At 65.2% G+C, this 15,035-nt stretch carries 10 protein-coding genes; 3 read left to right on the top strand and 7 right to left on the bottom strand.

Annotated elements, in window-relative coordinates:
- Window position 1 precedes the first annotated feature (1 nt).
- On the top strand, window positions 2-907 hold the full coding sequence (locus J3E61_RS03200) for a hypothetical protein (protein ID WP_210082592.1): 906 nt from the start codon (window positions 2-4) through the stop codon (window positions 905-907).
- Here the strand turns inward: J3E61_RS03200 and J3E61_RS03205 are convergent, their stop codons facing one another.
- Genes J3E61_RS03205 through J3E61_RS03215 form a run of 3 tightly spaced genes read right to left on the bottom strand, consistent with a single transcriptional unit; the run spans window position 908 to window position 3,275 of the window.
- Window positions 908-1,726: a shikimate 5-dehydrogenase gene (locus tag J3E61_RS03205; RefSeq protein WP_210082593.1), complete on the bottom strand. Its 819-nt coding sequence runs from the start codon at window positions 1,724-1,726 to the stop codon at window positions 908-910.
- On the bottom strand, window positions 1,726-2,724 hold the full coding sequence (locus J3E61_RS03210; RefSeq protein WP_210082594.1) for a GNAT family N-acetyltransferase: 999 nt from the start codon (window positions 2,722-2,724) through the stop codon (window positions 1,726-1,728). The genes J3E61_RS03205 and J3E61_RS03210 overlap by 1 nt, the downstream gene beginning before the upstream one ends.
- A 41-nt stretch (window positions 2,725-2,765) precedes the next feature.
- Entirely contained in the window at window positions 2,766-3,275 is a 510-nt protein-coding gene (locus J3E61_RS03215; protein WP_192727051.1) for a hypothetical protein, read from the bottom strand.
- A gap of 160 nt (window positions 3,276-3,435) precedes the next feature.
- On the opposite strand from J3E61_RS03215, the gene J3E61_RS03220 reads away from it, so the two are divergent.
- Window positions 3,436-5,175: an AMP-binding protein gene (locus J3E61_RS03220; protein ID WP_210082595.1), complete on the top strand. Its 1,740-nt coding sequence runs from the start codon at window positions 3,436-3,438 to the stop codon at window positions 5,173-5,175.
- 19 nt (window positions 5,176-5,194) lie between these two features.
- Window positions 5,195-6,439 carry a glycosyltransferase gene (locus J3E61_RS03225; RefSeq protein ID WP_210082596.1) on the top strand — a complete coding sequence of 415 codons (1,245 nt, stop codon included), beginning with the start codon at window positions 5,195-5,197 and terminating at the stop codon, window positions 6,437-6,439.
- On the opposite strand, the gene J3E61_RS03230 is transcribed toward J3E61_RS03225, so the two are convergent.
- From J3E61_RS03230 to J3E61_RS03245, 4 genes are all read right to left on the bottom strand, one after another.
- Window positions 6,423-9,746, bottom strand: coding sequence for a PQQ-dependent sugar dehydrogenase (locus J3E61_RS03230; protein WP_210082597.1), 3,324 nt, complete (start codon window positions 9,744-9,746; stop codon window positions 6,423-6,425). The two genes, J3E61_RS03225 and J3E61_RS03230, sit on opposite strands and share 17 nt — an antisense overlap.
- Window positions 9,747-9,871: 125 nt before the next feature.
- Window positions 9,872-10,606: a GAP family protein gene (locus J3E61_RS03235; RefSeq protein WP_210082598.1), complete on the bottom strand. Its 735-nt coding sequence runs from the start codon at window positions 10,604-10,606 to the stop codon at window positions 9,872-9,874.
- 9 nt (window positions 10,607-10,615) lie between these two features.
- Entirely contained in the window at window positions 10,616-11,887 is a 1,272-nt protein-coding gene (locus tag J3E61_RS03240) for a glycosyltransferase (RefSeq protein WP_210082599.1), read from the bottom strand.
- Window positions 11,884-15,006: an RND family transporter gene (locus J3E61_RS03245; protein ID WP_210082600.1), complete on the bottom strand. Its 3,123-nt coding sequence runs from the start codon at window positions 15,004-15,006 to the stop codon at window positions 11,884-11,886. The genes J3E61_RS03240 and J3E61_RS03245 overlap by 4 nt, the downstream gene beginning before the upstream one ends.
- Window positions 15,007-15,035: the final 29 nt, after the last annotated feature.

The following is a 15,035-nucleotide window of genomic DNA, read 5'->3' on the forward strand; positions in this document are numbered from 1 at the left end:
CGTGGGCCTGTTCAATCGATCCGCAGGCGTGCAGGTGTCGGTGACCCCGCAGGTGGTGCGGCCGAGGAACACGGTGCAGGCCACCATCACCACCGACAAGCCGGTCGACAAGGTGTCCTCGGCGACCCTGGAGTGGGGTTACACCAACTTCTACCGATACCGCTGGGCCGGGCGCGCCGACGCGGCGGCCGGTGCGATGAACGACTCGCTGCTGATGATGGACCAGGTCGGCACCGACGCAGGCAGCGAGAGGAGCACCGAGGACTGGGTTGGCGTCACGAAGGTCGAACTGCCGATCGGTACCAGCGAATTCACGGGCGGGTCTTCGTCATTCACGGTTCCGTCCTGGGCGCCGGGGTCCTCAGACGCGCTCGCGCGGTGGTCGGCCCGACTGATGATAGAGCGGGGCGGCCGCGACATCGATACCGAAGGTGTCTTCGCCGTCGTGATAGGCACCGACGACCTTCAGGTGACCGAGACCTCGCTGCAGCGGACAAGCGGCGACGGCAGGACCGACATCGATATCGTGGTGCCGTCACCGATCTTTCGGGCAGGCCAGACGATCAACGGCAGCGTCACGCTCACCCCGCACACCGACATGTCCGACGGCGAGCTTTCGATCTATTGGGTGTGGCACCGGATCTCCCATCCGTTGGTCCGCACACCCGCGGTCGAAGGCGGCACGAAGTCGGGGCCAACGATCAAGCTCGGCAAGGGAATCCCGTTGCGCAACGGGTCGCCGGTCACGGTGCCGTTCGCGGTGCCGTTGCCCGACGATGCGCCGCCGACGGGTGAGGCGGTGCACTCGTCGCTGGGGTGGTTTCTCAGCGCTACGTTGATGTATTCGAAGTGGACCCAGGGCGTCGAGAAGGTCCGTCGCCAGATCGTCGTGGTCAACGCGCCGTAGTCAGGCCCGCGAGATCGCCGAGGCCTGCGCGACCTGTTCGGCAGTGGGCCGCACGCCGGTGTAGCGCTCGAACTGCTCGGCGGCCTGCAGCGCGATCACCTCCGCGCCGGTGATCACCGCGACGCCTGCCGAGCGCGCAGCCTTGATCAGCGGCGTCTCCGACGGAAGGGCCACTACGTCGAAAACGGTGCGCGCCTTGGCAATTGTCGCGTCGTCGAACGCCGCCTCGCTTTCCTCGGCGCCGCCCGCCATGCCGATCGGAGTGACGTTGACGATGATGGGCGCCGTACGCGTGCCGACCTCGGATGCGTAGTCGTAATCGAGCCTGCCTGCCAGCGCGCGCCCGGCGTCGGGATTGCGCGCAACGACCACACCGGAGTGAAAGCCGCTGTCGCGGAAAGCCGCGCCGACCGCGCTCGCCATGCCGCCGCTGCCCCGGATCAGCACGGTGTCACTCGAGTCCAGCTGATAATCGTCGATAAGACGTTGCACGGCAAGGTAATCGGTGTTCGAGGCGGTCAGACGCCCGTCGTCGTTCACGATGGTGTTGACGGAGTGGATGGCCCGCGCGGACGACTCGACGTTGTCGACGAGGGGGATCACGGCTTCCTTGAACGGCATCGACACCGAACATCCGCGGATGCCGAGCGCCCGCACCCCACCGATCGCCGCGTCGATGTCGGTGGTGGTGAACGCCTTGTAGATGAAGTCGAGGCCGAGTTGGTCGTAGAGATAGTTGTGAAACCTGGTGCCGATATTGCTGGGTCGGGCCGCCAGCGAGATGCACAACCGGGTGTCCTTGGAAAGTGGTGGACGCATCAGCCGACCACCCGGACGACCTGACGGGTCATGTCGCGGATCTGTTTGGTCAGTTCCGGTGTGAACGGCGGGTTGGGCGGATGGGGCACGTCGATGACGGTGGTGACGACGCCGAGGTCGTCACGGTGCCAGTCGGCGCCGAAGTGATCCAGGATCGCGCGCATCGGATAATTGTCGCTCAACACCCGCGCCGTAAAGCGTTGGATGCCATGGTAATCGGCTGCGACGGCGAGTGCGCCCATCAGAAATGTGCCGATGCCTCTGCCCTGGTAGTCGTCGCCGACGATGAAAGCGACTTCCGCGGCTGTCGGGTCGACCTCGTCGCGCACGAAGCGTGCGTCGGCGACTACCGGCCCGTCGAAACCGTCTGTCATCACCCAGACGAAGTGGTGCAGGTAGTCGACCTCGAACAGGTACCGCATCAACGACGCGGTGGGGTTGCGTGGAGTCTGGAAGCGGCGATACAGCGTCTCGCTGGAGAACTCGACCGGGCCTTGCGTCGTGCGTTCGTTGTCGCCGGGCAGCACCGGGCGCAGATGCAGTTGGGTGCCGTCGCGCATCTTGACCGGGATCGGCGTGAGGAACGCGGCAAGGCGCTGGCGCCCGACGCGCAGCAGCTTCTCGAGCATGCCGGGCAGTTCGAGAATCGTCGCGAACGCGTCCCTGCCGCCGACCCAGCCGGTCAGTGTCCCCTTCGCGATCACCGTCGCGGTGCGCGGCCCGTTTCGAAGCAAAGCGATCTCGCCCGCGATCATCCCCGGCGTCAACTCCGCGACGGTGTCGTGGCCGTCGACTCCGGTGTGCGTCACCTCGGCGCGTCCGGATCCGATGATCAAGAACGACACCGCAAGCTCGCCCTGCTGCATGAGCACCTGGCCGGGCGCCGCGGTCAGCGGTCGCAGTTGCGCCGCCAAGGGCACCAGAGACTCGGCGGGACAGCCTGCGAAGACCTCCAGCGCGGCGAGTTCGTCGGCGCGGACATCTGTCAGGCCGGACACGTCACGAGGCTACGGCGTGCGCGTCGCGGCGAGCAAGGAAGCTAGCAGGTGGAAAAGCCCACAAAGGGAATCGGCGTGCCGAATCCGACACACGGCGGGCCCGGCAGCGGCGGTGGCGCAGGCAATGCGGGCAACCCGACTTCGGGGATGCTCGGCGCAGGCAGGCCGACCGGCGGCGCGATCGACGGAACCGCCGACGCGGCGGCCGCACCTGCGCCGAATGACGGCGCGACGCTGAGCAGATTCAGGCCGACGCCGGGCAGTCCGACACCTGGCAGCGCGACGGTCGGATCGTCGACGCGGGCCAGCGCGAAATCCTCCGGCGAGGGCAGTGGCCCGAACGCGTCCTCCCAGGCCGCTTTCAACGGCGCTTCGGAGTTCTCGTTGTCCTTGGGCGCGCACTGGCCTGAATTGGCGTCAACGACCTGTTCATCGGGGCAATCCGCCAAGGCCAGCGGTGCTGTCGCCAGACCGGCCGCCCCGACCGCGATGCCCGCCAGCGCGCTGGCGAAAGCGAGAGGCATGCCCGTGCGGAAAAAGGTCCAGGTCATCGGGGGCCTCCTCGGATTTGACGTTGACAACAATTAATTAGTTTGGCACAACTTCGGACGACACACTGGAATCCGCAGTTTCTTACCTCAGCGTCAAATATATGGCTAACCTTGCGTAGCTGAAGCCGGGCGCACCGAACAGGAAGGTCTTGCAATCGCCATGAGAGATTTCTCCGTTTCCGCACTGGTGCGTGAGCGTGCCAGCCTGCAGCCGAATGACGTCGCGTTCACGTTCATCGACTACGAGCAGGACTGGGACGGCGTTGCTGAGAGCCTGACGTGGGCACAGTTGTATCGCCGCACGCTCAACGTCGCGCACCAACTGAGGTTTTGCGGGGCGACCGGCGACCGGGCGGTGATCCTCGCGCCGCAGGGGCTCGACTACATCGTCGCGTTCCTCGGCGCGATGGAGGCCGGGCGCATCGCGGTGCCGCTGTCACTTCCGATGGGCGGCGCCACCGATCTCAGGGTCACCTCGGTGCTGGCCGACTCGTCGCCCAGCGTGGTGCTGACGACGTCCTCGGTGGCCGGCATGCTCGCCGACTACCTCACCCCGCAACCCGGCACACCCGCGCCTACGGTCATCGAGGTCGACAAGCTCGACACCGCGAGCGCACCGGGCCGGCGGGTCAACGGCAACGGCAACCCGAACGTGGCGTACCTGCAGTACACCTCTGGGTCCACGCGCATGCCTGCGGGTGTGATGGTCACCCACGAGAACGTCCGGGTGAATTTCGAACAGATCGCATCTGCGTACTTCGAGGAGTTCGGCGGGGTGGCCCCGCCCGACACCACCTTCGTATCGTGGCTGCCCTTCTATCACGACATGGGCTTGTTCGTCGGCATCCTGATACCGATGCTGGCCGGACGACCGGCCGTGCTCTTCAGCCCTGCCGGCTTCCTGCAGCACCCGGCCCGGTGGGTTCAATTGCTGGCCAAGCATTCTCGTGTCTTTTCGGCAGCACCCAACTTCGCATTCGAACTCGCCGTGCGACGCACGTCCGACGAGGACCTGGCCGGTCTGGATCTCGGAAAGGTGCTGTGCATCCTTTCCGGCAGCGAGCGCGTGCAGCCGGCGACCGTGCGCCGCTTCACTGAGCGGTTCGCCCGTTTCAACCTGCGCAGCAGCATGATCCGGCCGTCCTACGGGATGGCGGAGGCGGCCGTCTATCTGGCCACCCGCACGCCGGCACAGCCGCCCGAAGTCGTCCATTTCCAGACCGAGAAGTTGTCGGCAGGCGAGGCGACGCGCTGCGACATCACCGGTGGCACGCCGCTGATCGGCTACGGCACAAAGCAATTCCCGGTCCTGCGGATCGTCGACCCGGAGACCTGTCACGAGTGCCCCGACGGGTCAGTCGGCGAGATCTGGACGCAGGGCGACAATGTGGCCGTCGGATACTGGAACCGGCCTGACGAGACCGAACGCACCTTCGGCGGGCAGATCGTCGCGCCGTTGCCGGGCACGCCCGATGGGCCGTGGTTGCGGACGGGCGACCTCGGCTTCATGTCGAACGGCGAGCTGTTCATCATCGGCCGCATCAAAGACCTGCTGATCGTGTACGGGCGCAACCACTCCCCCGACGACATCGAAGCGACCATCCACGAGATCACGCGGGGCCGCTGCGCTGCGATCTCGGTGCCGGGCGATCGCTCGGAGCAACTGGTGGCCATCATCGAGTTGAAGAACCGCGGCGACTCCTACGATGACGCGGTGGAAGCACTCGGAATGGTCAAGCGCGAAGTGACCTCGGCGATTTCGACTTCGCACGGCCTCAGTGTCGCCGATCTGGTTCTGGTGCCGCCCGGTTCGATTCCGACGACGACGAGCGGCAAGGTCAGACGGCATGCGTGTGTCGAGCAGTATCGGCACGGCCGGTTCGCCCGTCTCGACGCATAGCACGCCGGGTTCTCGGCCGATGAGGTTCGCGCTGGCGATGCACGGCAGTCGCGGCGACGTCGAGCCGTGTGCCGCGGTCGGGGTCGAGCTGCAACGCCGCGGCCACGACGTCCGTATCGCGGTGCCGCCCAACCTGGTTGGCTTTGTCGAGTCCGCCGGGCTGACGGCTGCCCCCTATGGCCCGGACTCCCAAGAGCTGATCGACGACGATTTCGTACACAACTATTGGAAGATGCAGCCGCTCAACTTGGTGCGGGCGTTCAAGGAGTACGTCAGCCGGGGTTGGGCAGAGATGAGCGCGACATTGACATCGCTGGCCGACGGAGCCGACGTGGTGCTGACGGGCACGATCTACCAGGGCGTCGCCGCCAATGTCGCCGAGTACTACGACGTCCCGTTGGCCGCGCTGCATTATTTCCCGTCGCGGGCCAACGGCCACCTGGTGCCGATGGTGCCCGCACCGGTGACGAGGTCGGCGATTTCCGCAGTGTGGTGGCTGTATTGGCGGATGACCAAGGACGCCGACGATTCACAACGCCGCGAACTCGGTCTGCCGCAGACCGCAAGCTCGTTGTCGCGCCGACTCACCGAGCGTAAAGCGCTGGAGATCCAGGCCTACGACGAACTGTGCTTCCCCGGCCTGGCGGCGGAATGGGGCGGCCGGTGGCCATTCGTCGGCGCGCTGAGTTTGCAGTTGCCGACGCCGGCCGACGATGAGGTCGCGACATGGATAGCCGCGGGCACGGCACCGATCTACTTCGGCTTCGGCAGCATGCCGGTCCGTTCCGCCGCCGACACCGTCGCGATGATCAGCGCGGTGTGCGCCGAACTCGGCGAGCGTGCATTGATCTGCTCCGGATGGGCCGACTTCGACGGCCCGCCCACATCTGACCACGTGAAGGTGGTGCGACAGGTCAACCATGCGGCGGTCTTTCCACGCTGCCGTGCTGTCGTGCATCATGGTGGCGCGGGAACGACCGCGGCAGGGATGCGAGCCGGCGTGCCCACGGTGATCCTGTGGATCACGTCGGATCAACCGATCTGGGCGGCGCAGGTAAAGCAGTTGAAAGTCGGTGTGGGGCGCAGCTTTTCGCGGACCTCATCGAGAACGTTGGCGGCCGATCTGCGCCGCATCCTGGCACCGTCATACGCGCTTCGGGCCAAAGAGGTCGCCGCTCGAATGACGTCATGCGACGCCAGCGTGCGCGCGGCGGCCGACCTCCTCGAGGAAGCGCGGTTGAAGCCGGCTAAGGCTGCGGGGTAGCCAGCGCGTCGACGATGTCGTGCTGAAGATCGGCGACCGAGCCGACGATGTCGCTGACGTGGTGCTGCAGTTCGCCCTGAACGGTCTGCTGCGCATATCGCAGCGCGCCGATGAAGCCCTCGGCATCCGTCCTCATCAGGAACGTGAGCAGCAGGCTGGCACTGTCCTTGAGCGCTGCTCCGATGCCCGCAGGCGCGTCAACGATCGCGTGGCTGAGCGGGCCGACGTTGGCGGCCACCGCACTGGCCACGGCCGCGGCGCGGTTGGCGGTGGTGGTCACGATGTCGGTGATGGCGTGGGCCACCGGAGCGCCTGCATTGCGTGCGTCGTTGAAAAGGCCGCTGATGATCGACGGGATGTGTGTCGGATGTGCCACGGCGTCCAGCGCTGCCGCCGGGAGTCCGGTCACGATATCGACGACGGCCCCCGCAGACGTCCGCAACGCGGTGCCGAGGTGTGCGAACGTCTCGCTCAGGTTCTGCTGCAATTGCTTGAGTATCGCGCCCCCAGCGAAGGTCGCATGAGGAACATAGGTGTCGAACGTGACCGAATAGCTGGTGTCTGAGCCAGGCGTGGTGATCGTGTGCTGTTGCGCGCCACCGTCGGACCACCGGCTGAACACCAATTGGTCCGCACCGTCTGCTTGCGGTGACAACGCGCCGAGCACGTGCTTGACCCCGACCACTCCCTGCTCGGAATACGAGCCCTGATACGGGATACCGTCGATCGTGAAGACCACGTTGGGGTTGTTGGCGCTGTAGGAGACGTTCACCAGATTCGGCCTGACCTCCACCGATTGCGTGCTGGCGAGGCCTTTACTGTCGGTGACGGTCAACGAGATCTCATACCAGGTGGTGTCCACTTGACTGGAATCGGTTGGAATTTCGATGCTTCCGCTCTTACCGACGATGTTGTCGGCGAACGGGTGGATGTGGTCAGCGTGATGGAACACGACGGTCCAGCGATATGCGCTGTCGGGCAGTGTCCCGTCCTCGTCGTCTGTTGCGATGCCGCTGAACGAAATGGTGTTGCCTGCATTGTATTTCGACTCGTCCACCGGAGACGTTATCTGAACCGACGGCGCGGTGTTGCCGACGAAGATCTGCTGAGAGGCCTGCGCCGTCTTCTCGCCGTCGCTGACGGTCAGCGTCGCGACATAAGTGCCGTTGGCGGCGTAGGTGTGAGTCGGGTTGGCGTCGCTGGAGGTGGTGTTGTCCCCGAAGTTCCATGAGTAGCTGAGCTGTGACCCCTCCGGGTCGCTGGAACCCTGCGACGAGAAGTCGACGGTCAACGGCGCGGGCTTGCCATACGCCGGAGTCGCCGTCACCACGGCGGTCGGCGCTCTATTGCCGCCTGAGGGCGCGATGATCGAGAGCTCGCCGGGGTAGATGTTGAGTTGATAGATGTTGCCGTCGGGCCCTTGCATCAACTTGATCGGCGTGCCTGCGGCGTCGTCGAAGGTGTGCTCGTGAATCAGGCTGGTGAAGTTGGAGTCGAATGTCAGTGCCCTGATGAAGCCGCGGGTGTAATCGGCGATGAAGACCGTATTGTCGTACTCCGCACCGAGTTTCGTACCGGTGTAGAACATCACCGCCGTGATCGCTCCCGCCTTCTCCGGCAACGGAGTATGCGGATAGGCGTAGATCGGGTTGGCGTAGCCGCAGTTGTTGCAGAAGCCCTCGGCAAGGGGCCAGCCGTAGTTCGCGCCTCGCGTGATGACATTGAGTTCTTCCCAAGCCGTTCCGCCGACGTCGCCCTCGAGAAGGGTGCCGTTTGGCGTGAAAACGAAGCGGAACGGGTTGCGGAAACCGAGCGCGTAGATAAGCGGGTTTGCACCCTGCGTGTTGACGAACGGATTGTCGGCAGGCGTGCTGATGGTGCCGTCGGGATTGATGGTGAAACGCAAGATCTTGCCCTGAATGGTCGAAAGGTTCTGCGAATTAGAGGAATTCGAGTTGTCGCCCAGAGACCAGTAGAACTTGCCGTCGGGCCCGAAGGCCAGTCCACCGCCCTGGTGGATGTTGCCGGCCACCTGGTCGGACGCCAGCAGGATCTTCTCGGAGTTTGCGTCGACACTCAATGAGTCGATGCCCGGTCCACCCGTGTATCCCGTCACGGTCAGGCGAGACAATTTCTCGTGGTCGTCGATGCCCGTGTAGGCGACATAGATGTAGTGATTGGTGGTGAAGTTCGGGTCCACCTCGACCGCGGTGACGCCGCGCTCCCCGCCTGTTTTGGTAGGTATTGTGATCAGCGGCTGATCCTGTAGCTGTCCGTTCTTGAATACCCGGATGGCTCCGCTCTTTTCGGTGATCAGGATCGAGCCGTCAGGCAGGAACCTCATGTCGGTCGGCTCGTTCAGCCCCGATGCGATGATCGTGCGTTCCAAGTCCTCGGGTAGGCCCGTCTCTGCGGCATCCAACGCCAGCGCGGTCTGTGCGGCGTCGACGGTGGGCGTCTGATCGCTGAACTGCGCGCTCAACTGCCGGCGCACCCACCCCAGTAGACCCCACAACAGCGGCGAATCCCCTGGCGCACCGGGGTCTGGCCCGACGATCGCCGCGAGCGCGGAATGGATCAAATCGGATGCCAGGCCGATGATTGCGCCAGGCAGTGACGTGATCCGACTCTGCTGTCCGCCAACAGGTTGCTGGACTGCCGCCGCGCTGAATGTGGTGACAGCGGTCTGGGTGGCCGCTTCTGGTACCGATATCGTTGCGGGCGTTGGCTGCTCCGTTGGTTTGTCAGCCGGGGATTCTTCGGGTGCAGTCGATTCGTGGCTCGTCGCGTCCGTGGTGGGAACGGCGCGGTGTTCGATGTCGGTTTCGGCCGTCGCTGCACTCGCTGACGGTCGGTCGCCCTTCTTCCGGTGCGGCGCCTCGGCATTGGTTTCTTCGGTGGTGGCGGGCTCGTCAGATTCGGGTTTCCGCGGATCGGTCGACGGCAACTCCTCGCCGCCGGAGGTCCCCCCGCCGTCATCGGACTTGTCGACACCACCCGAGATGTGCACGACCGGGCCGTCATCGTGTGTCGGTGAATTGGCCTCGGACGCAGACCCCGTGGTCTGGTCGGTCGTTGACGACGTCGTCGAGTTCGTCCCCGACGACCCCGCTGTCGAGGTCGAGTCCGAGGAAGACGACGAGGTCGACGACGTATCGTCGGCCAGCGCGACACCCGGGCTGGTCGCCAACGCACCACCGACCCCGAGTGCCACTGCCAGCGCGCCGACGCGTCCGATGAATTTGGCAGCCGGAGTCTGCAATGCAGTTTGCCGCAGATGATCCGAGCTCCGCTTTGTCGACGTCATTGGAACCCCCCAAGGTTCGGTTCATCGCTGCCGCGACCGGCTTTCATTACCGGCAACGCAGTCCATACTCAATTTACTGTGTCGTCAGTTTTAATATCGTGGGTTTGCTTGAAATGGCGGACTGCTCAGCCGTTCCCGATACCGGTGAAAACCAGGAAGGTGCCGACCATTGCGACGCCGATAGCGAGGATCACTCGGCGACGAGCCGCCGTCCAGTCGTGCAACCGCAACATCGTGGCGTGCGTTTTCACGGGGGTTGCCAAACAGCTGACAAGCGGAATCTCGATGACCGCCAACGACACAACGGTGAATATCAACGCAGCACTCACCTGCGTACCTGCGGCGGCTCCCGAGCTCAGGATGACGGCGATGACCACCAGGTACTCGACGGGCGGGATGGCGGACACCACACCCGCGACGAAGGCCACCCAGAAGAATCTGTCCTCCAGCGTGTTTCGGCCCAGGTTCGACAGCCGCGACAGTGCGGTCACAGTATCGGGCCGGCCCATTGCGCTCGACGCGGCGCCGACGGCCACCTCGACCCGGCTCCGTTGCCGCGCCGCCAGCCCCACGGCGATCACGGCCGCGATCGCCAACGCCGTGATCCCACCGCCTATTTGGATGTGGCGGACGATCGGGCTTTCCGCCGCGGCGGCCGCATGCTGGGTAAGCACCGGTGCGACAGTGCGCAGCACCAGCAGCAGTCCCACCGCGGCGGTGATTCCCGCGACCATGCCGCCCAGCCAGTACCCGAGCAGATTCAGCATGGGCCGTGGCCGCGAGATCAACAGCAACGCGATGCTGAGCCGCACCGGATCACACGCTGCGACAAGTGCCACGATCAGGACAGTGCCCCACACGACGAATCCCTACCTTCCCACAGCCGTTTTCAGCGTCGGCTTCGCCGTGCTGGCCGCCGTCTCGAGCAGGTCGGCGGCCTTGACGGCCGCGGCGCCGGGTGTCGTCATCCGGGTGGCCAGCGCACGGGCTCGCGCGGTGCACCGCGGCGCGAGGATCGAGCCGATATCCGCGACCAGCGATTCGCGGCTGGTCTTCGTCAGTCGTCTTGCAGTACCGACTTTCAACCGCTTGATCGCGGCCGCCCACAGCGGCTGGTCGGCCACGTCCCACAGAATCAACGTCGGCAGCCCCGCACGTAGCCCCGCCGCGGTGGTGCCAGCCCCGCCGTGATGAACGGTCGCGCGGCACTGCGGCAGGATCGTCGAGAAGTTCAGCGGGCCAACCAACTTGACGTGTTCGGCGTGTGAAACGGTTTCGGCTGAACCCGAATAGATCAGCGCGCGCTCGCCGAGTTGCGCACAGGCCTCGCTGATCATCGCGACGGTTTCCCCGGACGACTTGACCGGCGTGCTACCGAACCCGAAGTAGATCGGCGGCGTCCCAGCGGCGATCCAGGACGCGACCTCATCCTCGGCGCCGCTTGCCAGTTCCAATGTCAGCGGGCCGACAAACGGACGCCTATCACTCCACTCCGCGGCGAGCCCGGGAAAGCAGGCGTGGTCGTAGCCCTGGATCTCGAGCGAGCCTGCATCCATCATCCGCCGCAACGCAGGCTCCTCGACGGGCGGCAGGCCCAAGGCGCGGCGTTGCGCGTCCTCGGCATCCATGGTGATGCGGCCGTAGGTCCACCACGCCATCCGCATCGTCGAGCGGATCACCTGCGCGGGTGCGGGCACCGAAGGAAATCCCAGCTGCCCGTTGACCTGCACTGGGAAGTGGTGCAGGCCGGCGACCGGAATGCCGTGGTATTCAGCCACATTGACGGCCACACCGTGATAGGTCTGGCCCGTCAACACCAGGTCCGCACCCCGCGCCAGCGCCGCCAGCGTCGTGCTCATCTCGGACCAGCCCTCGACGAACAGCTCAATGCCCTTGCGCACCATGTTCACCGGGTTCTGGATCTTGGACAGCCGGTGAAGGAAATCGGAGGCCGCGTCGATCTGCGGCCCGGAGTCCGGTCCGTACGGCGTCGCCGCCAGGCCGACGGACTCGACGAAGTCGATGAGGTTGGGCGGGACGGCCATCGCCACGTCGTGCCCGCGGCGTTGCAGTTCGACACCCACGGTGGCGCAAGGTTCGACGTCACCGCGGGTGCCGTGAACAGCCAGCACGAATTTCATGTGAACCTCACATCTGTCGGAATCACGTCGGTGATCTCGTCGTCGGGACTGACTGCGGCAGAAGGGGTGTCGCGGCGGCCGCGGCGGTGACGGTGGCGCTGTGCCGATGGTCTCGATGGCCGCCGCGCCGGCCACCAGCGGTACGGCCACCAATTGGCCCGCCCGACGATCGCGGCCATGGCGGGCACGGTGATGGTGCGCACCAGGAACGTGTCGAGCAGGATGCCGACGCCGATGACGAAACCGACCTGGATCATCGTGGTGATGCTGGCGACCATCAGACCGAGCATCGAGGCGGCGAAGATGAGCCCGGCGGAGGTGATGACACCGCCCGTCGACGTGACCGTGCGAATCACCCCGATCCGGATGCCGTGCGGCGACTCATCGCGGATCCGGGAGATCAACAACAGGTTGTAATCGGCACCGACCGCGACCAACAGAATGAACGTGAGTCCTGGCACGCTCCAATGCAATTCCTGGCCCAGCCCCACCTGAAACACCAACACGCCAAGGCCAAGTGCGGACAGATAGGAGATGACGACCGACCCGATGAGATAGACCGGGGCGACGATCGCCCGAAGCAGGACGATCATGATCAAAAGCACGATGAGGATCGTCGCGAAGACGAAGAACTGAAAGTCGTTGTGGTAGTAGTCACGGGTGTCCCGCAATCCGGCTGACACACCGCCCATCGAGATCTTCGCATCGGCCAGCGCCGTGTTCGGTTGCGCCCCGCGGGCGGCGTCGAGGATCGCGTTCACCTGATCCATCGCGGCGGTGCTGAACGGATCCAGCTTGGTTTGAACCAGATACCGCACGGCGTGCCCGTCCGGTGACACGAACGCGGTTGCCGCCTTCTTGAACTCGTCGCGGGTCAACACCTGAGGCGGGATGTAGAACCCCGCCATCGACGGTGCGGCCGCATCGCTCTTCATGGCCAGCAGGAACGCCGACGCATCGGCGAGGCCTGCGCCCATCTGCCGGGTCTGGTCGACGAGGAGCTGTACACCTTCGGCAAGCTTGCGGCTGCCGTCGGCCAGAGCGTCGGCGCCCTGCTGCAATTCGGCGAGCTTGCTCTGCAGCCCGCCGGGCTGGTCCAGACCCATCGAATGCACGGCACCTGCGGCGGTGGTCAGCGCGCTGCGCAGTCGCGTCACCGTCGATTCGATGCTCTGCACGTCCTGCGTCTGTTCCAGCTGTCTGCCGAGATCGGCGATCTTGTCGAAACTGCCGTCCCCGCGGGCGGTTACCAGACGCCGCAGCTCGTCACGCGACGACCGGCACGCGGGATCGATGCTGCAGATCGGAGATCCGTCGAGTGCGGTGAGAACGGGGTCGGCCCATTCGAAACTCGCGACGAATTTCGTGACGTTCTGGCTGATGGCGCCGCCGAGCGCCCGCATCCCGTCGATGAGTCGTGCCGTCTTGTCGATGTCGCCAAGCGATGCCGCACCGCCGGTTTCGCCCTGCACCGACGACAGCGCGTCGACCAGGACGGTCACGGTGGCGATGGCCGAGGTGACCTGGCCTCTGACTTCGCCGAGGCTGTCGGCGAGGGTGTCGGCTCCGTTGGTCAACAACTTGAGGTCCCCGTCGTGGTTGGCGATCTGCTGGGAGCCCTCGTTCAGCTTGCTTCCCACTTCGCCGGCCTGATAGGTCGCCTTTGTCTGCTCCAACGGCTCTCCGGTAGGCCGGGTGATGCCGCGCACCAACCCGACGCCTGGCACCTGGCTGACCCGCTGAGCCATCTGTTCCAGATCGGCGAGGGCCCGCGGTCCCCGCAGGTCCTGCTGCGACTGCACGAAGATGAACTGCGGCACAAGGGAATCCAGCGGGAAATGGCGGACCATCGCGTTGTAGCCGACTGCGCTTTCGACAGCGGTCGGCAGTGTTTTGCGATCGTCGTAGTTGTAACGGACCTGCGTCGACAACGCGGCGAGGATGATCAACAGAACCAAGCTGGCCGCCAGATGCGCCCTTGGCCGTCGTACGATCCGTATTCCGGAGCGCCGCCAGAATTTACTGGTGAGATCGCGCCGCGGCTTGATCCAACCGCGTGGTCCCATCACCGAGATGATGGCGGGCAGCAGTGTCACCGCTGCCGTACACGCCACGGCTATCGAGATCGCGATCGACGGGCCGACAGTCGAAAAGATCGGCATCTTCGCGAAGATCATCGCGACGAAGGTGACGGCCACGGTGGCCGCCGACGCGGTGATCACCTTGCCGATCGATACCAGCGCCCGCTTCACGGCCTCCTCGGAGTTCAGGCCTTGCCGGATGTAGTCCTGATAGCGGCTGATCAGAAAGACGGCGTAATCGGTTCCTGCGCCGACCATCACCGCCGTCATCAGCACCATGGCTTCGGGGGCGACGCGCAGGCCCAGTTCGGCGAGACCCGCCAACACACCCTGTGCGGTGGCCAGCGAGATGACGATCGTGACCAACGGCAACAGCATTGTCACGACGTTTCGATAGACGATCAGCAGGATCAGCAGCACCAGCGCGCCGGTCCCGATCTCGATCCAGTGCAGATCCCGCTCGCCCACCTCGGCGATGTCGGCCACTGTCGCCGCCGGCCCGGTCACGTTGGCGGTCAACGTGGTTCCGGCGACCGTCTCCGCCACGACGTCGCTGACGTGCTCGTAGGCGGTTCTCGACTGCGGCGAACCCAGGTCACCGACCAGGTTGACCGGCACATTCCACGCCTTGTTGTCCTTGCTCTGCAAGATCTCCCGCAGCGGAGGCGCACTGAGGAAGTCCTGCACCGACTTGACGTCGGCGGTGTCTTCGCGCAGCTTGTCGACCAACCTGCCGTAGGCCTGTTCGTCGGCGGGTCCGAGGCCGTCCTCGTTGGTGAGCACCACCAAAAGGACGTTGTCCGAACCGGTTTCGTGGAACGCCGCGGCCATTTCCCGCGTAGTCACCATGGTCGGCGCGTCGTAGGGCAGAGGTGTTGCCTTGTGGCGGCCGACGATCTCCGCCAAGGGTGGCAGCGTCAGCAACGGAACAGCCGCGAGTGCGACCCAGAAGACGACGACGAGCAGCGGCCATCGCACGACCACATTGCCCAGTTTTCCGAACACGCCGCCGCTTCGGGTTACATCATTCGCGGCCATCCTCGATGCGCCTCAACCTTCATGCCTGT

The sequence above is a fragment of the Mycobacterium sp. OAE908 genome (assembly GCF_017872775.1).
Taxonomy (GTDB): domain Bacteria; phylum Actinomycetota; class Actinomycetes; order Mycobacteriales; family Mycobacteriaceae; genus Mycobacterium.